The following is an 18,373-nucleotide window of genomic DNA, read 5'->3' as shown; positions in this document are numbered from 1 at the left end:
CGCAGCGCATGACGTTCACGAAGAAGTCCCACGCGTGCGTGCGTCTCGAAAAGGACGGGCGCACGCTCGTCGTCGACCCCGGCGGCTTCAGCGAGGAGGACGCCGCGCTCGGCGCCGACGTGCTCCTCGTGACGCACGAGCACCCGGACCACTTCAACGAGGACCGGCTGCGGGCCGCCATGGAGGCGCGCCCCGGCACCGAGATCTGGACGCTCAAGTCCGTCGCCGACCAGATCTCGGCGGCCTTCCCCGGACGCGTGCACACCGTCGGGCACGGCGACACCTTCACGGCCGCCGGCTTCGACGTGCAGGTCCACGGCGAGCTGCACGCGGTCATCCACCCGGACATCCCGCGGATCACCAATGTCGGCTATCTGGTGGACGGCGCGGTGTTCCACCCGGGCGACGCGCTGACCGTCCCCGACCAGCCGGTCGAGACGCTGATGCTGCCGGTCATGGCCCCGTGGAGCAAGATCTCCGAGGTGATCGAGTACGTACGGGAGGTCAAGCCGCAGCGCGCCTACGACATCCACGACGCGCTCCTCACCGACCTGGCGCGGCCCGTCTACGACCACCAGATCGGCTCGCTCGGCGGCGCCGAGCACGTCAGGCTGACCCCGGGGGAGTCGGCCGAACTCTGACTGTCGGTGGCGCCCGGTAGGTTTGAGGACATGCGCATTGCGACCTGGAACGTGAACTCGATCACCGCCCGTCTGCCGAGGCTCCTGGCCTGGCTGGAGAGCACCGGCACGGACGTGCTGTGCATACAGGAGACCAAGACGACGGCCGAGCAGTTCCCGGCGGCCGAGCTCCGCGAGCTGGGCTACGAGTCGGTGGTGAACGCGACGGGCAGGTGGAACGGCGTCGCGGTGGTCTCCAAGGTCGGCCTGGACGACGTGGTCAAGGGCCTGCCGGGCGGCCCGGGGTACGAGGGCGCCGACGAGCCGCGCGCGATCTCGGCGACCTGCGGCCCGGTGCGTGTCTGGTCGGTGTACGTGCCGAACGGCCGCGAGGTCGACCACGCGCACTACGCGTACAAGCTGCAGTGGTTCGAGGCACTGAAGGCCGCGGTTGCCGAGGACGCGGCGGGTCCGCGCCCCTTCGCCGTCCTCGGTGACTTCAACGTCGCGCCGACCGACGAGGACGTCTGGGACCCCTCGCTCTTCGTGGGCGCCACCCACGTCACCCCGGCCGAGCGCGCCGCCCTCGCGGCGCTGCGGGAGACGGGCCTCACGGACATCGTCCCCCGCCCCCTGAAGTACGCCCACCCGTTCACGTACTGGGACTACCGCCAACTCGGCTTCCCCAAGAACCGCGGCATGCGCATCGACCTGGTGTACGGGAACGAGCCCTTCGGCAAGGCCGTCTCCGACGCCTACGTGGACCGTGAGGAGCGCAAGGGCAAGGGAGCCTCCGACCACGCCCCGGTCGTCGTCGACCTGGACGTGTAGGGCGCCGGACAGGCTTTACGGCACCAGCTTCCGCAGGTCGACCGAGTCCGCCAGCGCCGCGAGCCCCGCGTCGCCCGGGTGCAGATGGTCCCCGCTGTCGTAGGCGGGCGCCATCCGCGCCGGGTGCGCGGGATCGCGGAGCACCGCGTCGAAGTCGAGCACGGCGTCGAACGCGCCGCCCGCGCGCACATAGGCGTTCACGGCCTCCCGCTGCCCGTTCGCGGCCGCCGTGCAGAGGGACTCGCCCTCGCACGGCGTGATCGTCGCGGCCACGGCGCGCAGCCCCCGCGCGTGGGCCCGGTCCGCGATCTCCCGCAGCCCGGCGATCATCTGCTCCGCCGAGGTGCCCCACCGCACGTCATTGACGCCCTGGAAGACGACGACGGTGCGCGCCGACGTCTGGGCGAGGACGTCGCGGTCCAGGCGGTGCAGGGCGCTCACGCCGCCCGTGTCGGTGGAGACGCCGTCGCCCGGGTAGCGGTCGGCGACCACGCGGTTCGCGGAGATGCCCTGGTTGAGCACGCCGTAGCGCGGCACGGCGGACTGGTCGTGCAGCCGGTCCGCGAGCACGTCGGGCCAGCGCCGGTTCGTGTCCGGCGTCGACTGCACGCCGTCGGTGATCGAGTCGCCGAGCAGCACTACGGAGCCGGGCCCGCCGCTCACGTCGACGCCGGTGAGCAGCGGCCACGCCGTCAGGGTCGAGGTGTACGCCGCCGGGGAGCCGTCCGCCGCGTGGTCGCCCGGCGTGCTGACGTAGCTGCGCTGGAGGGCCTGGCTGTGCACGGGCGCCGTCGGCACGGACCCGGGCAGGTGGAAGCTCACCAGGAGGTTGGCGTCGGCCGGCACGTCGAAGCCGAGCGGATCGCTGAACGCCTGGGCGCCCGCCGGGATCTCCGTACCGGAGCGCCCCCGGAACGTCAGCCGGCGCGGTGTGCCGCGCGCCGCCGCGCCGGACTCCTGCACCGCCACGGTGGCCGCGCCGATCCGTACCGGCGCGGCGGCGAAGGTGTTGTCGAGCCGGACGCGGACCCGCGGCCCCCCGGCGCTGGTGTGGACGACGAGCCGTACGGTGCGGTCGGCCCACGGGCCCACCGCCGTGTAGCCGGCGGTCGACGCCGACCAGGTGCCCGTCCAGCCCCGCTGCTCGGCCCGCACCGACAGGGCGAACACATGCAGGTCGGGCCCGCCGGGGTCGCGCGGCAGCCGCACCGATTCGACCTCGCGGCCCGGGGCCAGCGGCACCGTCACCACGTACAGCCGTGCCTTCTCGGCGAGTTGGCCGTCGGGCGTGTTGACGTGCGGCAGGGCGACGGCCTTGGTGGCGAGCGGGCCCGAGCGCCAGTCGGGTGCGGTGAGCCGGTAGCTGCCGCGCGAGCCGTCCCGGTAGCGGACCGTGCCCGTGCCGCTCGCGTCGCCGCCCGTGCCGGCGACCAGGAAGGCGAGCGCGTTCCCGCGGCCGCGCACCCGGACCGCCTGCCCGTCGGAGCGCACGTTGTCCGGCGCGCCCGGCGCCGTGCGCGGCCAGGTGAGGCGGGCGCCGTCAACGCCCAGCGTCCGCCCGGGAGTCCAGCCCGCGGCGGCCAGATCCCGCGCCGACAGCGAGCGGCCCGCACTGTCGAAGTCCGCGTCCGCCGGATGGTCGTCGTCGCTGACCGCCCGGCTGTCGAAGAGCCGCTCCAGCGGGAGCGGCCCGGGTCTGTGCGGGGCCGCGGCCTGCGCCGATGCCACCGGTACGAGCCCCGTGAGCAGGGCGAGCACGGCGGCCGCCCCCCAGATGTGTCGGCGGTGTCGGCGCACGACGGACCTCCCGCGGATGATGGCCCGTCGACCGAGCGGCGTCCGCCGGGCGACGAGTGAGGACAGATGCGCCATGAAGCTAAGGAGGTGCCGGAGGCGCGTCAATGAGGGGCGCGTGAACACGACGCGAACTCGCCGGGCACACCGGTCGGAGCAACGACAGGCACTCAACTGCCCGTCGACACCAGCCCGTTCTCGTACGCGATGATCACCAGCTGCACCCGGTCCCGCGCGTCGAGCTTGGCGAGCAGCCGGGTGAGGTACGTCTTCGCGGTGGCGACGCTGAGGCAGAGCTCCTCGGCTATCTCGGTGTTGGAGAGGCCGCGGCCCACCAAAGTCAGGACCTCGCGCTCGCGGTCCGTGATGCCGTCGACGGCCACCTCGCGCGGCGGCGGCGCGACGGGCCGCTCCGCGAACTCCCGGATCAGCCGCCGGGTGACGCCCGGCGCGAGCAGGCCGTCGCCCGCCGCGACGGTCCGCACCGCCGCCAGGATGTCGTCCAGCGCCATGTCCTTGACGAGGAAGCCCGCCGCGCCCGCGCGCAGCGCCCCGTACACGTACGCGTCGTCGTCGAACGTGGTCAGGACCACCACATGCGCGCCCGTCTGGCCCGACGTGATCTGCCGGGTCGCCTCGATGCCGTCCATGCCGGGCATCCGGATGTCCATCACCACGACGTTCGGGCGCAGTTGGGCGCAGAGCTCGACCGCCTCTTCGCCCGACGCGGCCTCGCCCGCGACCTCGAGATCAGGGGCCTCGGCGATGACCATGCTCAGGGCGGTACGGACCAGGGGCTGGTCGTCGACTAGCAGGGCGCGGACCGTCATCGGGCACCCGCCGGGGCGGGCAACGGCAGCCGGGCGCTCACCCGGAAGCCCCCGTCGGGACGCGGTCCGGCACTGAACTCGCCGTGCAGCAGGGCGACTCGCTCACCCATGCCGACCAGGCCGAACCCGGTGTCCGTGCCGGTCGCCGACGGTGTACGGGAGTGCGGACCGGACGCCGTGCCGCGACCCCGCCCGGAGTCGGCTATCTCGATGACGATCTCCTCGTCGCGGTAGTCCACCAGGACCGTGCAGGCCGTGGCGCCCGCGTGCCGCACCACATTGGTCACCGATTCCTGGACGATGCGGAACGCCGACAGGTCGACGTCCGGGGGCAGTTGCCGCCGCTCACCGCGCCACGCCACGTCCACCCGCACCCCGGCGGCGGTCGTCGACACGGCGAGCCGGTCCACGTCCGCGAGGCCCTCGGCGGGACCGCGCGGTGTCAAATCGGTTGCCTCGTCCGGGTGTTGGCCCGACTCGGTCTCGCGCAGCGCGACGAGCATCCGGCGCAGCCCTGCCAGGGTCTCGCGGCCCGCCAGTTCCACCGCGGTCATCGCCGTCCGCGCGGCGGCGGGCCGGGTCTCGACAACGCGGGCCGCCGCGCCCGCCTGCAGGGCGATGATGCCGATGCTGTGCGCCACCGTGTCGTGCATCTCCCGGGCGATGCGCAGCCGTTCGGCGGTGACGGCCTGCGCGGTGGCCTGCGCGCTCAGCCGCCGCGCGTACGCGCGGGCCCGGCGCACCGAGTCGCCCGCCAGCCAGGCGACGGCGGCAAGGAGCACGGGGATCTGCCACTCGGACCAGCTGCTGTCCAGGCTGTGCGGCAGCCGGAACGGGAGCCCGAGGAGCTGCCGCAGGATCGCGAAGGCAGGCAGCACGCAGAGCGCGAGGGCCACGGCCGTCCGGCGGGCGCGGGGCGTCCCCGTCGCCACGACGAAGCCGGCGGCGATGTCGACGGCCGCGTACTGCAGGAAGGTGACGCGCGTCTCGCCGAGCGCCAGGGTGGCGGCGTACGAGCAGCCGATCAGCAGCCCGAGAGCCGTGAGGGGGCGGCGCGTCAGGAGCCGGCCGGCCACCAGCGCCGCCCCGGCCGCGGCGACGACGACCAGCCACTCCCACGGGGCGGGGCCCGCGAACGCGCTCGTCGGCATCAGGGGGAGTCCGGAGTGGGCCCGCGCGGCGAACGCCGTGCCGAGCCACCAGGACGCGGCGGCCCACACGCCCACGGGAGCGTGCTTGAGCAGGTGGAGCGGCGCTGTGGCGGACATGCGCCGATCGTAGCCAGAGCGGCCCCGACCGGCATCGCACCTGGGGTGTACAACCCCGGTCGACACCGGAGGCGACAAGTGTCGTCGTCGGGCCGACGCCGTGCGGCCCGGCGCCCGGCACCGTGGAACACGTGATCGAAGCCAACGAACTGACGAAGAGATACGGCACCAAGACCGCGGTGAACGCCCTCAGTTTCCGGGTCCGCCCCGGCCTGGTGACCGGGTTCCTCGGGCCGAACGGCGCCGGGAAGTCCACCACCCTGCGCATGATCCTCGGCCTGGACGGCCCGACCGGCGGCTCCGTCACCGTCGCGGGACGCCCGTTCCGCGCACGGCAGCGGGGCCTGCGCCACGTCGGCGCGCTGCTCGACGCGGGGGACGTGCACGGCGGCCACACCGCGCGCGCCCACCTCGCCGTCCTCGCCCGCGGCAACCGCATTCCACGGCGCCGCGTCGACGAGGTCCTCGCCGAGGTCGGCCTGGAGAACGCGGCGCGGCGCCGGGTGGCGGGCTTCTCGCTCGGCATGCGGCAGCGCCTCGGCATCGCCGCCGCGCTGCTCGGTGATCCGCCGGTCCTGCTCTTCGACGAACCGCTCAACGGCCTCGACCCCGAGGGCGTGCAGTGGATCCGCCGGCTCTTCCGGCGCCTGGCCGCGGAGGGCCGCACCGTGTTCGTCTCCAGTCACCTCATGTCCGAGATGGAGCACACCGCCGACGAACTGGTCGTCATCGGGCGCGGCGAACTCATCGCCGCCGAGAGCCTCGCCGCGTTCGCGGGCCGCTCGGGCCGCGCCACCGTCACCCTACGGACGCCCGACGCCCGCACGCTGACCCCGCTGCTCACGGCGGCGGGGGCGACCCTCGCCACCGACGACGCGGGACGGCTCGTGGTGACCGGCGTCGACGCGCCCCGCATCGGCGAACTCGCCGCGCACCACCGGATCGTGCTCCACGAACTGGCCAGCCAGACGGCCTCGTTGGAGGAGGCGTTCATGGAACTCACCTCAGACAGCGTCGAGTTCCTGGCGGGAGAGCCCCGATGACCGCGACCATCACCGAGCCCCGTGCCCGTTTTGGTGACCTCGTCGCCGCCGAGTGGCTGAAGATGCGGTCGTTGCGCTCGACCGGCTGGTCCCTGCTGATCGCCGGGCTCGCCGTCGTCGGCATCAACGTCGGCACGGCGTACGACACGTACCACTACTGGACGGACGAGGGGCCGGCCGGGCGGGCGCGGTACATCCGCGACGGCATCCCGTTGCAGGAGGCCTTCACCGCCAACTCCTCCCTCGTCCTGGTGCTCGCGGCCGGCGCCGTGGGGGCGCTGTTCCTGGTCGCGGAGTTCCGGACCGGGCTGATCCGTACGACGTTCGCCGCGGTCCCGGCCCGGCGCCCGCTGATGGCGGCCAAGGTCCTGGTGACCGCCGCCGTCATGACCGTCTTCGGGGCGGTCGTGGCGGGCGGCTCCTTCTGGCTGACCCAGGCGATCCTGGCGGGCCGGGGCGTCGGCGTGCCGATCGGCTATCCCGGAGCGTGGTCGCTGGTCGTCGCCTCCGCACTGCTGGCCCCGGTGTCGGCGCTGGTCGGCATGGCGCTCGGCGCGCTCCTGCGGCAGAGCGGCACCACGCTGGTCGCCCTGTTCGTGCTGATGCTCCTGCTGCCCGTCGCGCTCAGTGACGACCGCCACCTGACGGCGGTCGTCGGCCACGCGATGCCGTACAAGGCCTGGCTGTTCTTCGCGGAGCCGGGCGGCCCCGACGTCCTCTACCCGTGGACGTCCACGGGCGCGTGGCTGGTCCTGGCGGTCTGGCCGGTGGTCGCGGCGGCCGTCACCGTGTTCGGCGTGGACCGCCGCGACCTATGAGAACGCCGGACGGGCGTCAGACTCCGCTCACCTCCCCGGCGACGCGGATCACCACCGCGTACGAGCCGACACCGAGCAGCCGGTCGCCCGGGATACGGTCGCCGCGCGAGCCGTACAGCATGCCGATGCGGCCGGTCGCCGGGTCGAAGGCGACGTCGGCGAGCGTCCCCGCGGCGTCGCCCAGTTCCGTCAACAGCCGTTTGCCGAGCAGGTTCTGGCGCTCGGAGGAGTCCGCCGAGGTGAACCGGGCCGCCGTCGCCGCCTCGACGACGACCGCGTCGGGCCCCACCGCGTGCACGTCCGCCCAGGCGACGACGTCGCCGCCACCCTTGACGCCGTCCAGACGGACGGCGGTGACCACGGCGCCGCCCGCGCCACCCGCGCCACTCGCGCCGCCCGGTTCAACGACGAGCCCGGCGACGGTACCGACGTGCGCGGCGTCCGACGCGCTGACGACCGGACGGCCCACGGTCTGACTGAGCAGCATCATGAGGTCCGCCCCTCACCGGAGCCGCCGGGCCCGCCCGTGCCATCGGGGCCACCCGCCACGGAGGGCCCCTTCGTCAGGTGAGCCCCGCCCAACCCGTCAAGACCGGGCCCCGCCTCCGCCAGCCGCCTGCGCCCCACCGCCGCCGCCAGCTCGCCCACGTCCTCGACGACGTACTCCGTGTCCCGCGCCGGGATCATCAACGTGTCGCCCGTCAGGGCGGGCCGGCCGCCGAGCGGCAGGAAGACCGTGCGCTCCTGCCGCCCCAGCGCCTCCGTGGAGGACATCTCCACGCCGACCACCCGCCCCTCACGGCCGGACTCGACCAGCACGTCGCGCACCGATCCCACCTGCACCCCCTGGTCCGTCAGCACCCGGGCCCCGCGGACCAGGCCGCGGGAGGCCTCTTGCCAGGAAGCCACGGCCGCCTTGTCCTCCAGCGCCTCGGCGGACGTGATCATCACGGCGTCCGCGCCCAGGGCGTGTACCGCCGACCACGGCAGGCTCTTGCGCAGCGGACCGGAGAGCAGGCCACGGCCGGCCAGCGTGAACCCCGCGATCCGGCCGCCCGCTCCGTCAAGGACCACATCCTTGACCTGGGCGACCGCCTCGCCGTCCAGCGTCACCACCGGCCGTTTGGTGAGGTCACCGGCGGCCATCACGGCCGCCGGGGGCGCCGTCATCGCACCCTCCCGCGCCCGGTGCGCCGACCGCGCCGCACCACGATCACTCCGCCGCTGCGCCGCCGGGCCTGCACGCCGGCCACCGCGCCGACCAGCAGCCCCACCACCACGACCGCGGCGATCAACCACGCCCACCACACCATCGCCCACCTCCCGGAACGACCTCAGGACGTCCGGGTACCCCGTGACGGGGAACAGTCACCGATCGACGCCGCATACAAGGGAGTTGACCTGCGCTGCCCGCGGCGCCCAGGCGTCCGACCGCCGCGCCCAGGCGTCCGCCCGGGGCAGGAGGTGCGCCTGCGCCGCGATTCGCCCGATTCCGTGATCAACTGATGCAAGATACATTTGGAGATGCGGAACCAGCGCCCGGCCGCGCGTCCGGCGGCGCCACCCGACGGAAGAGGCCGATCATGAACATCCCGTTCCTCGACAAGTGGCGCAGGCGGCACACCGCGACGGACCCGGCCGAGGGGCTCGCGGCCGCCTTCCAGGACGACCCGGACGGCGTCGCCGCGCTCTTCTCCGAGTGCGAACTGCTGCGCTCCCAGGCGGCCGCCGCCGGCCTCGAACTCGACGACTCCCCGGCCTCGTTGGGCGCCCTCGACCAACTCCTGCCGCGCTGGCGCGACGACCCCGAGCTGCTGCCGTGGCTCGGCAACGACGCGGGTCTCTACCTCGGCAGCGTCGTGGTGCGGACCGTGCCGGGCGCGGCCTGGCACGTCTGGCCCGGTGGCAGCCCCGTCGTACGGCTGAAGAGCGGGCGGGACATCCAGGTGGTCGAGGCGGGACTCGACTGGGCGGTGCACGGCGCGCCCGAGCTGTCGCAGGTCTACGCCGAGGCGTCCGAGACGTAGTCCGCATTACCTCAAATACGGTTAATGCCCATAAGTGCGTGTCGTCCAGTAACTCCCGTTTTCACGTGGATAGTTTGCGCGGACGTACACAGCTGAGAGTGGGCAGGTCTTGCCATGGCCGTCGATCCGTTGATCGAGCTGCGCGATGTGAACAAGTACTACGGGAAGCTGCATGTCCTCCAGGACATCAACCTCACCGTCGGCAAGGGGGAGGTGGTCGTGGTCATCGGCCCGTCGGGGTCGGGCAAATCCACACTGTGCAGGACGATCAACCGGCTCGAGACCATCCAGTCGGGAGAGATCAGACTCGACGGACAGCCGCTGCCCGACGAGGGGAAGGCGCTCGCGAGGCTCCGTGCGGAAGTGGGCATGGTCTTCCAGTCCTTCAACCTCTTCGCGCACAAGACCGTCCTCCAGAACGTCGCGCTGGCCCAGGTCAAGGTGCGCGGCCGCAAGAAGGACGAGGCGGAGCAGCGCTCCCGGGAGCTCCTGGAGCGCGTGGGCCTCTCCGCGCACGCCGACAAGTACCCGGCGCAGCTCTCCGGCGGCCAGCAGCAGCGCGTGGCCATCGCCCGCGCCCTGGCCATGGACCCCAAGGCGCTGCTCTTCGACGAGCCGACGTCGGCGCTCGACCCGGAGATGATCAACGAGGTCCTTGAGGTGATGCAGCAGCTCGCCCGGGACGGCATGACCATGGTCGTCGTCACGCACGAGATGGGCTTCGCCCGCTCCGCGGCCAACCGGGTCGTCTTCATGTCCGACGGCCGCGTCGTCGAGGACCGGACCCCCGAGGACTTCTTCACCCACCCGGAGAGCGAGCGCGCCAAGGACTTCCTCTCCAAGATCCTCAAGCACTGACGGGGGGACTGCTCGTGAAGCGACACACCATGTCTCACGCCGGGCGGCACACCCCGCGGGCGCTCCGCCTGCTCGTGGCGCTCGTCCTCACCGCCTGCGCCGCCGCGGCCTGCGGCAAGGAAGGCAGCCCGCCGACCAAGGGGCCCGCCGCCGACGAACTGCCCAAGTACCGGGTGGCGACCGGCTTCCAGCTGCCCGAGTCGGGGACCTGGCGGAAGGCGAAGAGCCGGGGCAGGTTCATCGTCGGCGCCAAGGAGGACCAGCCCTACCTCGGCGAGAAGGACCCGGCGAACGGCACCTACTCCGGGTTCGACATCGAGATCGCCAAGATGATCTCGGCCTCGCTGGGCCTCGACCCCCAGAGGATCGAGTTCAAGACCATCGCGTCGGCGAACCGCGAGACCGCCCTGCAGAACGGGCAGATCGACTACTACGTCGGCACCTACACCATCAACGACAACCGCAAGAAGCTCGTCGGCTTCGGCGGCCCCTACTACATGGCGGGCCAGGGCCTGCTGGTGCGCAGCGACGAGGACGACATCAAGGGCCCGCAGGACCTCGACGGCAAGAGCGTCTGCTCGGCCGCCGGATCGACCCCGTACCAGCGCATCCAGAAGGACTACCCGAAGGCCACCCTCGTCGCCTACGACACGTACTCGGTCTGCGTCGACAATCTGCTGACGTACCAGGTCGACGCCGTCACCACCGACGACGCCATCCTCATCGGCTACGCGGCGAAGGTGCCCGACGAACTCAAGGTGGTCGGCAAGCCGTTCTCCAAGGAGCCGTACGGCATCGGCGTGCCCCGCGGCGACAACGCCCTGCGGTTCGCCGTCGACGACGCCCTCGCGGCCCGCGAGAAGGACGGCGACTGGAAGAAGGCGTACGACGCCACCCTCGGCCTCTCCGGCGTGCCGGCGCCGAAGCCGCCCGCCATCGACCGCTACCCGGCGAGCTGAGGAGGCGTCGTGGACGTACTGACAGACAACTTCTCGACCTTCGGCAAGGGCTTCGTCGGCACCGTCGAACTCACCGTCTACGCCTCGGTCCTGGCGCTCGTGCTCGGCTTCGTCATGGCTTCCTTCCGGGTGGCGCCCGTCGGGTCCTTCCGGGCCTTCGGCACGGCCTGGGTGACGGTGCTGCGCAACACCCCGCTCACGCTGCTCTTCTTCGCGGTGCTGCTCGGCCTCCCGCGGTTCGGCCTGGTGCTGCCCTTCAAGGTGTTCGCGGTGCTCGCCCTCGGCTGCTACACCTCCGCCTTCATCTGCGAGGCGCTCAGATCGGGCATCAACACCGTGCCCAAGGGCCAAGGCGAGGCGGCCCGCAGCCTCGGCATGTCCTTCGGCCAGACCCTGTCCATGGTGGTGCTGCCGCAGGCCTTCCGGTCCGTCATCGCGCCGGTCGGCTCCAACCTCATCGCGCTGGCCAAGAACTCGGCGATCGCGGGCGCCTTCAGCGTCACGGAGCTGCTCGGCACGTACAAGACGCTCAACGAGCTCGGCTACAACATCATCTGGACCTTCGTCTGGATCGCCGTCGGCTACCTCATCATCACCCTCGCCATCAGCGCGATCTTCAATGTCCTCGAAAAGCGCTGGGGAGTCGCCCGATGAAAGCCCTCTCCCACGATTCCACCGCCCTCTACGACATCCCGGGCCCCCGGACGATCCGCCGGCACAAGCTGTACGGGCTGATCTCCACCCTGATCGTGCTCGCTCTGGTCGGCTGGCTCCTCTATCTGCTCTTCGACACCGACCAGTTCACCTCGACCAAGTGGACGCCCTTCGAGTACAAGGGCATCCAGGAGCTGCTCCTGCGCGGCCTCGGCAACACGCTCAAGGCGTTCGCCATCTCCGCGGTCCTCGCGCTCGCGCTCGGCGGGCTGCTCGCGGTGGGCCGGCTCTCCGACCACCGGCCGGTGCGCTGGCTCGCCACGCTCGTCGTGGAGTTCTTCCGGGCGATGCCGGTCCTGGTGATGATCTTCTTCGTCTTCGTGGCGCTGAAGGTCCAGCCACTGCCCGCGCTGGTCGCCGGGCTCACGCTCTACAACGGTTCCGTACTCGCCGAGGTCTTCCGATCCGGCGTCAACTCCGTGGAGAGGGGGCAGCGGGAGGCGGCTTACGCACTCGGAATGCGCAAGACACAGGTCATGACACACGTCCTCGTACCGCAGGCCGTTCGTGCCATGTTGCCCGCCATCATCAGCCAGTTGGTGGTGGCCCTGAAGGACACGTCGCTCGGATATCTGATCACCTACGAGGAGTTCCTCCACGCCGGGAAGCTGATCGCTTCGAACCTCGACTACGATTTGCCTTTCATCCCCGTGGTCATGGTGATCTCACCTGTCTACATCGGGATGTGCATGTTGCTGTCGTGGTTCGCCCAGTGGGTGTCCAGGCGTCAGCGGCGCAACCCCAAGACCGAGGCCGCCGATGTGGCCCCGGCCGAACCGGGGACGCTGCTGCCGGGCACCCAGTAGGCAGTGGCACGAGGGGACACCGACCCGGCAGCAGCCGGAGATCACTGCTCGCGCAGGGGAACGGACAGGTACGACGGGTCCGTCGCCGGCGAGGAGAAGGTCAGCTGCGCGCCGGCCGGGTTGTGCTCGATGTAGAGCGGGTCGACCGTGTCGACGACCAGGGCGAGCTTGTGGCCCGCCGGTACGTCGTAGGCCGTGGAGAACAACTCCAGGTCCACGCCGAACGGCTTCCCGGGCGTCTTGCCGTGGAAGGTGTACGGCGCGTTGCTGACCAGCTTGCCGAGGCCGAGCGGGCCCACGTCGTAGAGGTACGCGACGAGGGTGCCGCTCTCCTTGGTCGGGGTGAGCGTCGTGTGCAGTTTGGCGGTGCCGCGCACCCGCTGGGCCGAGGTGTAGCGCTCCGACTGCCAGACGCCCGTGTAACGGCGCGGGAGCAGCGGCACCGACGCCATCGGGGGGATCTTCAGGAACTGGTCGAGGGCGTTGGAGAGGATGGCGATGCCGCCGTTGGCGCCCGAGTCGACGTTCGTGTGGATCGTCGTGGAGCCCGCCATCGCGATCTTCGTGCGGGTCGCGCCGACCGACTTCCAGTCCGGGTAGCCCTCGTAGCCGCCCTCCGAGCGGGACTTGAGCTGGACCGGCTGCTCCTTGTCGATGCCGTTGTCCGCGCCCTTGAGGTAGTGGTCGAACCACCGCTGGGTGGAGGTCCAGGTGTCGTTGGGCAGCCCGAGCAGGCCCGTGGCCTCGGCCGTCGCGTGGTCGCCGGGGCGGAACTCCAGGCGCTTGGGGCCGGTGAGGCGCTCGTAGAACTCGGCGTACTGGTTGGGCGGGAAGAGCGTGTCGCCCCAGGCGTTGCCGAGCATGACGGCCGCGCCGTTCTTGTTGATGTCGTCGAGATAGGTCGCGGGGGAGCGCTTGGCACCCCAGGCGATCATCTCGTCCTCCTTGTCCAGGTTGGACCCGAGGAAGTCCTTCAGCGTCTCCTTGAGTTCGGCGCTCGGCCGGCCGGTGAGCGCGCCCGCGCCGCCCAGCAGGGCCGCCGCCTGGGCGTGCTGGGTGCGGCCGCTGTAGATCGAGTCGATGAGGTCGCCCCAGCCGCTGAGGGCGGCGACGGCCTTGACGCGCTTGTCGTGCCCGGCGACGAGCAGACTGATGCCCGCGCCGTACGAGACGCCGGCCATGCCGACCTTCGACGGGTCGGCCGGGGTGTGGGCGAGCGTCCAGTCGATGACCTTGGAGGCGTCGGCGATGTCCTCGGGGCCCGCGGTCTCGATCTCGCCGCCGGACTGCCAGAAGCCGCGCGAGTTGTAACTGACCACGACGTACCCGGCGTCGGCGAGCTTCTGGGCCTGGGCGACGTACTCGATCTGCGGCATGGCCCAGCTGGTGGGCAGCACGATCGAGGGGTAGGTCGCCCCGGCCTTCGCGTCCTTGGGGGTGAAGACGTTGGCCTTGAGGATCGTGCCGCCGTCGCCGGGGATGTCGACGAAGCGCACGTCCGCGGAGCCCGCGACCGGCGGCGCGGCGGCCGGTGCCGCCTGTGCCGCCGGGGCGAGGCCGAGGGCGGCGCCCGCGACGAGGGTCGCGGAGACCGCGCCGACGGTGGTCGTGCGCAGGGCCCGGTGGGGGTACGGAGCTCTCACGGGTCACTTCCTCACTCGTTGAAAGTGCAAAGTGACCCGACGGTAACCGCGATTGTTTACCGGGGGTAACCCGTCGGTAAGTTACGCCCCGGTAACGATAGTTGAAGCCTCAGTGACCCCTGGGGCGAGGACGGGTGACTACTTCAGCGCGCTCTTGGCCTGCCAGTCCGACCAGGAGAGGTTCCACTCGCCGTAGCCGTTGCCCGGGTCCGGGACGCCCTTGGAGCCGCTGCCGGTGACCTCGAAGGGGTCGCCGATCAGTGCCTGGCCGTAGAGCCAGTCGGCGTTGGCGTCGCTCATGCCGATGCAGCCCGAGCTGTGGTTGGTGTTGCCGAAGTACGCGGCGTTCCACGGGGCCGCGTGGGCGTACATGCCCGACCAGGTCAGCCGCATCGAGTCGTCGACCATCTTGTCGTAGCTGTTGCTGCCGGAGAGGCCGACCGTCTCGGAGCGCATGTTGATCGTGCCCTCCTTCGACATCAGGACGGAGGTGCCGCCCCAGGAGGCCTTCTCGCCGCCGGGGGTGCCGGCCGACATCGGCACCGACTTGACGGTCTTGCCGTCCCGCTGCACCGCCGCCGTCTTGCTGTCCAGGTTCACCTTGACGACCTGGTTCCTGCCGACGGTGAAGTGCGTGGCGTAGTCGCGCACGAACCAGTCGTCGCCGCCGGAGTCGATGCCGTTCAGCTTCGCGTCCAGCTTCACCTTGGTGCCGGACTTCCAGTACTCCTTGGGGCGCCAGTCGACGCGGTCCTTGCCGTCGTAGTTCTTGATCCAGCCCCAGGACCCCGTGGTGCCGTTCGAGGTCGTCACCTTGAGGCTCTTCTCGACCTCGGCCTTGTTCCGCACCGCGTGGTCGAAGGTGATCGACAGCGGCTGGGCGACGCCGACGGTGGTGCCCTTGCCCGGGGCCAGGGTCACCTTGTTGACCTTGTCGGGCGCGGCCGTCCTGAAGGTGGACTTGGCGGTGCCGCCCTGGTCGGTGCCGGCCTGGACCCGGTACGCGGTGCCGGGGGCGACCGTGCGCTGCGAGGTCCAGGTGGTGCCGTTCGCCGCGACCTTGCCGGGCAGCTCCGTGCCCTTGTCGTCGGTGACGGTCACCTCCTTCAGCTTGCCGTCGGCCAGCTTCACGGTGACCGGGCCGCCCGCCTTCGCCTGCTGTCCCGAGAGGTTCACCGAGATCTTCGGCTTCTCGGCGGCCCGGTCGTCGCCGGACGAGCCGCTGCCGCCCGAACAGGCGGACAGGGCGGCGGTGAGCACCGCGAGGCCCGCGACCGCCGTGTGGCGGGCGCGAAGGGGGCGTCGGCGGCTCGAAGAGCTCTGGGGGGTCAAGGAACGTACCTCCGTGCGAATCGGTCTGCACGGTGAGAGGGCGGATCGCCCCGGCGGGTTGTCCGTTGTCCGGAAAATGCCTGCTAGGTCACAGAAGAGCCGGAATGGCGTCGACGTTCGTCGACGTTCCGTGAGAGACGGATCACTTGGCGCGATGGGAGGCGCGGGCGGGCGTGGGCAGCGGGGTCCGGGCGTCCTGCGTCACATCCGCGACGACCTCGACGACGTCGGGTCCGTACGCCTGCGAGTTCACGATCTTCAGGAGCAGTACGAACGGCTTGTTGCCGTGCTTGCGGGCGAGCTTCTCGTGGTGCCGGGCCAGATAGCGGGTGGCCGCCTGGCTGGTCACCGCGCGCTGCCCGCAGAAGAGGAAGACCGGCCGGGCGTCCTGGCCCTGGTCCGCGGTGAGCCGGGCGAGGAGCACGTACTCGGTGAGTCCGGACTCCAGGCGGTAGCGCTCGGGGCCGATCTGGAAGGCGCCGCGGTCGGGCACCGGCTCGGGCTCGGTGTTCACCCGTACGCCCGGCAGCAGGGAGTGCATGTGCGCGGCCATCCGGCGGTTCGCCACCGGGTTGCCCACGCAGAACTCGGTGCGCTCGCCGAAGCCCTGCTGGGCCGCGTCGTGCGCGACGACCTGGGCGTGTGCCCCGCACTCCTTGATCACCCCGGCCAGCTCGATGAGCGCGAACACGTCCTGGCGCACCACCATCAGCTCGGGGCCGCCCGCGTCGCGGTTCACCACGAGCAGCGACTCGGAGTTCTCGGGCAGCCCGAAGAAGGCCTGCTTGCGGCGGAGCCTGCGCTTCCACAGGGCGCCGCGGACGAGCCAGCCAAGGGCGGCGCTGATGCCGACCGCGATCAGGCCGAGGACGATGTTCCGCACGTCTTCAGTCATGGGGGCGCATGCTAGCGGCCCGCCGGACCCGTGTTCGAGGAGGTCCTGACGCGACGGGCGACTCGAAGTTACGCTGCGCAGACGGCTGTTGACTGGAGGTACGAATGCGTCGTGCTGTCGTACGGAATCTGACCCTATTGGCGGTCGGAGGGGTATTGGTGTCGGTCGGTGCGGCCGCGCCCCCTTCGCCTACGCGCTCAGCGGAACCGGCATCCGCACAAGGTCCCGCGAGGCCCCCGGACAAGACGCCGGTCGCCGTCGGTGCGGGCGGCGCCGTCGCCAGCGTCGACCCGGACGCCTCGGCGGCCGGCATCGAGGTCCTGCAAAAGGGCGGCAACGCCGTGGACGCGGCCGTCGCCACCGCCGCCGCGCTCGGCGTCACCGAGCCGTACTCGGCGGGCGTGGGCGGCGGCGGATACTTCGTCCACTACGACGCCAGGACCCACAAGGTCTCCACCATCGACGGCCGCGAGACCGCCCCGCGCACCGCGGACTCCGCACTGTTCCTGGAGAACGGCAAACCGCTGCCCTTCGCCGACGCGGTCACCAGCGGCCTCAGCGTCGGCACCCCCGGCACGCCCGCGACCTGGCAGTCGGCTCTCGACACCTGGGGCAGCAAGAGCCTCGGCACGCTCCTGAAGCCCGCCGAGCGGCTCGCGCGCGACGGATTCACCGTCGACCCGACGTTCCGCGGTCAGACCGAGTCGAACCAGGAGCGGTTCGCGGACTTCCCCGCCACGGCGAAGCTCTTCCTGCCCGGCGGCAAGCTGCCGGTGGTCGGCGCCACGTTCAAGAACCCCGACCTGGCCCGCACCTACGCGGAGCTCGGCCGCAAGGGCGTGGACGCCCTCTACCGCGGCAAGCTCGCCGAGGACATCGTGCGTACGGTGAACAAGCCGCCCGTCGACCCCGGATCCGGCCGGGTGGCCCGCCCCGGCGACCTCTCCGCGAAGGACCTCGCGGCGTACGGCGTCAAGCGGCAGAAGCCCACGAAGACCTCCTACCGGGGCCTCGACGTCTACTCCATGGCCCCCTCCTCCTCCGGTGGCACCACGGTCGGCGAGGCGCTGAACATCCTGGAGCGCACCGACCTCTCCAAGGCGTCGAAGGCGAAGTACCTGCACCGCTACATCGAGGCCAGCCGCATCGCGTTCGCCGACCGGGGGCGCTGGGTGGGCGACCCCGCCTTCGAGGACGTACCGACGAAGGAACTGCTCTCCCAGCGGTTCGCCGACTCGCGGGAGTGCCTGATCAAGGACGACGCCGTCCTCAAGAGCCCGCTCGCGCCCGGCGACCCGCGCCACCCCGAGGCGTGCGGCACGGGTGACGAGGCGGCCCCGACGACGTACGAGGGCGAGAACACCACGCACCTCACCGCGGCCGACAAGTGGGGCAACGTCGTGGCGTACACCCTCACCATCGAGTCGACGGGCGGCAGCGGCATCACCGTCCCGGGCCGGGGCTTCCTGCTCAACAACGAACTCACCGACTTCTCCTTCGCGCCCGCCGACCCGGCGGTGCACGACCCGAACCTGCCGGGACCGGGCAAGCGGCCGCGCTCCTCGATCGCCCCGACCGTCGTGCTGAAGCACGGCAAGCCGGTGGTGGCGCTCGGATCACCGGGCGGCGCGACCATCGTCACGACCGTGCTGCAGACCCTGACCGGCTTCGTGGACCGGGGCCTGCCGCTGGTCGACGCCATCGCCGCGCCCCGCGCGAGCCAGCGCAACGCGGCGCAGACCGAGCTCGAACCGGGGCTCTGGAACAGTCCGTCGCGCGCGTCCCTGGAGTCCCTCGGGCACTCCTTCAAGCAGAACCCCGAGATCGGCGCGGCCACGGGCGTGCAGCGGCTGCCCGGCGGCAAGTGGCTCGCCGCCGCCGAGAAGACCCGCAGGGGCGGCGGTTCGGCGATGGTGGTGCGGCCGGACAAGTGAG

The 18,373-nt window shown here is 71.6% G+C and carries 19 protein-coding genes; 10 read left to right on the top strand and 9 right to left on the bottom strand.

The features are described 5' to 3' along the window. The first annotated feature begins 8 nt into the window (after positions 1–8). Both ACFYO9_RS10885 and ACFYO9_RS10880 read left to right on the top strand, forming a co-directional pair. A complete protein-coding gene (locus tag ACFYO9_RS10885) occupies positions 9–641 on the top strand; it encodes an MBL fold metallo-hydrolase (RefSeq protein ID WP_358773833.1) in 633 nt (210 codons plus the stop codon). Positions 642–671: 30 nt separating this feature from the next. Then, on the top strand, positions 672–1,451 hold the full coding sequence (locus ACFYO9_RS10880) for an exodeoxyribonuclease III (protein ID WP_358773758.1): 780 nt from the start codon (positions 672–674) through the stop codon (positions 1,449–1,451). A gap of 15 nt (positions 1,452–1,466) precedes the next feature. Here the strand turns inward: ACFYO9_RS10880 and ACFYO9_RS10875 are convergent, their stop codons facing one another. The 3 genes from ACFYO9_RS10875 to ACFYO9_RS10865 all read right to left on the bottom strand — a co-directional run bounded on the left by ACFYO9_RS10875 (position 1,467) and on the right by ACFYO9_RS10865 (position 5,343). Further along, a complete protein-coding gene (locus ACFYO9_RS10875) occupies positions 1,467–3,248 on the bottom strand; it encodes an SGNH/GDSL hydrolase family protein (protein ID WP_358773760.1) in 1,782 nt (593 codons plus the stop codon). 167 nt (positions 3,249–3,415) lie between these two features. Then, positions 3,416–4,075 (bottom strand): response regulator transcription factor, encoded by a 660-nt coding sequence (locus ACFYO9_RS10870; protein ID WP_358773762.1) that lies wholly within the window; start codon positions 4,073–4,075, stop codon positions 3,416–3,418. Beyond that, a complete protein-coding gene (locus tag ACFYO9_RS10865) occupies positions 4,072–5,343 on the bottom strand; it encodes a sensor histidine kinase (protein WP_358773764.1) in 1,272 nt (423 codons plus the stop codon). The genes ACFYO9_RS10870 and ACFYO9_RS10865 overlap by 4 nt, the downstream gene beginning before the upstream one ends. A gap of 131 nt (positions 5,344–5,474) precedes the next feature. On the opposite strand from ACFYO9_RS10865, the gene ACFYO9_RS10860 reads away from it, so the two are divergent. Further along, entirely contained in the window at positions 5,475–6,386 is a 912-nt protein-coding gene (locus ACFYO9_RS10860) for an ATP-binding cassette domain-containing protein (protein WP_358773766.1), read from the top strand. After that, positions 6,383–7,204, top strand: a complete 822-nt coding sequence (locus ACFYO9_RS10855) for an ABC transporter permease (protein WP_358773768.1) — start codon at positions 6,383–6,385, stop codon at positions 7,202–7,204. Before ACFYO9_RS10860 ends, ACFYO9_RS10855 begins: the two co-directional genes overlap by 4 nt. 16 nt (positions 7,205–7,220) lie before the next feature. Here the strand turns inward: ACFYO9_RS10855 and ACFYO9_RS10850 are convergent, their stop codons facing one another. From ACFYO9_RS10850 to ACFYO9_RS10840, 3 genes are read right to left on the bottom strand one after another with little or no spacing between them, the layout of a single operon-like run. Further along, a complete protein-coding gene (locus ACFYO9_RS10850; RefSeq protein WP_358773773.1) occupies positions 7,221–7,694 on the bottom strand; it encodes a hypothetical protein in 474 nt (157 codons plus the stop codon). Continuing rightward, a complete protein-coding gene (locus tag ACFYO9_RS10845) occupies positions 7,691–8,374 on the bottom strand; it encodes a PRC-barrel domain-containing protein (RefSeq protein WP_358773775.1) in 684 nt (227 codons plus the stop codon). The genes ACFYO9_RS10850 and ACFYO9_RS10845 overlap by 4 nt, the downstream gene beginning before the upstream one ends. Further along, the gene (locus tag ACFYO9_RS10840) at positions 8,371–8,517 is read right to left on the bottom strand and encodes a hypothetical protein (protein ID WP_355806114.1); all 147 of its coding nucleotides are present in this window, start codon (positions 8,515–8,517) and stop codon (positions 8,371–8,373) included. Before ACFYO9_RS10840 ends, ACFYO9_RS10845 begins: the two co-directional genes overlap by 4 nt. A 270-nt stretch (positions 8,518–8,787) precedes the next feature. Between ACFYO9_RS10840 and ACFYO9_RS10835 the strand changes: the two genes are divergently transcribed. From ACFYO9_RS10835 to ACFYO9_RS10815, 5 genes are all read left to right on the top strand, one after another. After that, entirely contained in the window at positions 8,788–9,231 is a 444-nt protein-coding gene (locus ACFYO9_RS10835) for a DUF6278 family protein (protein WP_355806117.1), read from the top strand. Between the two features lie 114 nt (positions 9,232–9,345). Next, positions 9,346–10,089: an amino acid ABC transporter ATP-binding protein gene (locus ACFYO9_RS10830; RefSeq protein ID WP_355806120.1), complete on the top strand. Its 744-nt coding sequence runs from the start codon at positions 9,346–9,348 to the stop codon at positions 10,087–10,089. Positions 10,090–10,118: 29 nt separating this feature from the next. After that, positions 10,119–11,048, top strand: a complete 930-nt coding sequence (locus ACFYO9_RS10825) for a glutamate ABC transporter substrate-binding protein (RefSeq protein WP_358773777.1) — start codon at positions 10,119–10,121, stop codon at positions 11,046–11,048. Between the two features lie 9 nt (positions 11,049–11,057). Next, a complete protein-coding gene (locus tag ACFYO9_RS10820) occupies positions 11,058–11,702 on the top strand; it encodes an amino acid ABC transporter permease (protein WP_355806125.1) in 645 nt (214 codons plus the stop codon). Next, positions 11,699–12,568, top strand: a complete 870-nt coding sequence (locus tag ACFYO9_RS10815) for an amino acid ABC transporter permease (protein ID WP_355806127.1) — start codon at positions 11,699–11,701, stop codon at positions 12,566–12,568. Before ACFYO9_RS10820 ends, ACFYO9_RS10815 begins: the two co-directional genes overlap by 4 nt. A gap of 41 nt (positions 12,569–12,609) precedes the next feature. Here ACFYO9_RS10815 and ACFYO9_RS10810 read toward each other — a convergent pair whose 3' ends face one another. From ACFYO9_RS10810 to ACFYO9_RS10800, 3 genes are all read right to left on the bottom strand, one after another. Further along, entirely contained in the window at positions 12,610–14,211 is a 1,602-nt protein-coding gene (locus ACFYO9_RS10810; protein ID WP_358773779.1) for an alpha/beta fold hydrolase, read from the bottom strand. Between the two features lie 138 nt (positions 14,212–14,349). After that, entirely contained in the window at positions 14,350–15,543 is a 1,194-nt protein-coding gene (locus ACFYO9_RS10805; protein ID WP_358773781.1) for an Ig-like domain-containing protein, read from the bottom strand. Positions 15,544–15,685: 142 nt separating this feature from the next. Continuing rightward, entirely contained in the window at positions 15,686–16,438 is a 753-nt protein-coding gene (locus ACFYO9_RS10800; RefSeq protein ID WP_355806136.1) for a hypothetical protein, read from the bottom strand. Positions 16,439–16,542: 104 nt separating this feature from the next. On the opposite strand from ACFYO9_RS10800, the gene ggt reads away from it, so the two are divergent. Further along, on the top strand, positions 16,543–18,372 hold the full coding sequence (ggt, locus tag ACFYO9_RS10795) for a gamma-glutamyltransferase (protein WP_358773783.1): 1,830 nt from the start codon (positions 16,543–16,545) through the stop codon (positions 18,370–18,372). The last annotated feature ends 1 nt before the right edge of the window (position 18,373 follow it).

This window comes from Streptomyces sp. NPDC005863 (genome assembly GCF_042871345.1).
Classification (GTDB): domain Bacteria; phylum Actinomycetota; class Actinomycetes; order Streptomycetales; family Streptomycetaceae; genus Streptomyces.
This window is presented reverse-complemented; position numbering and strand designations above follow the sequence as displayed.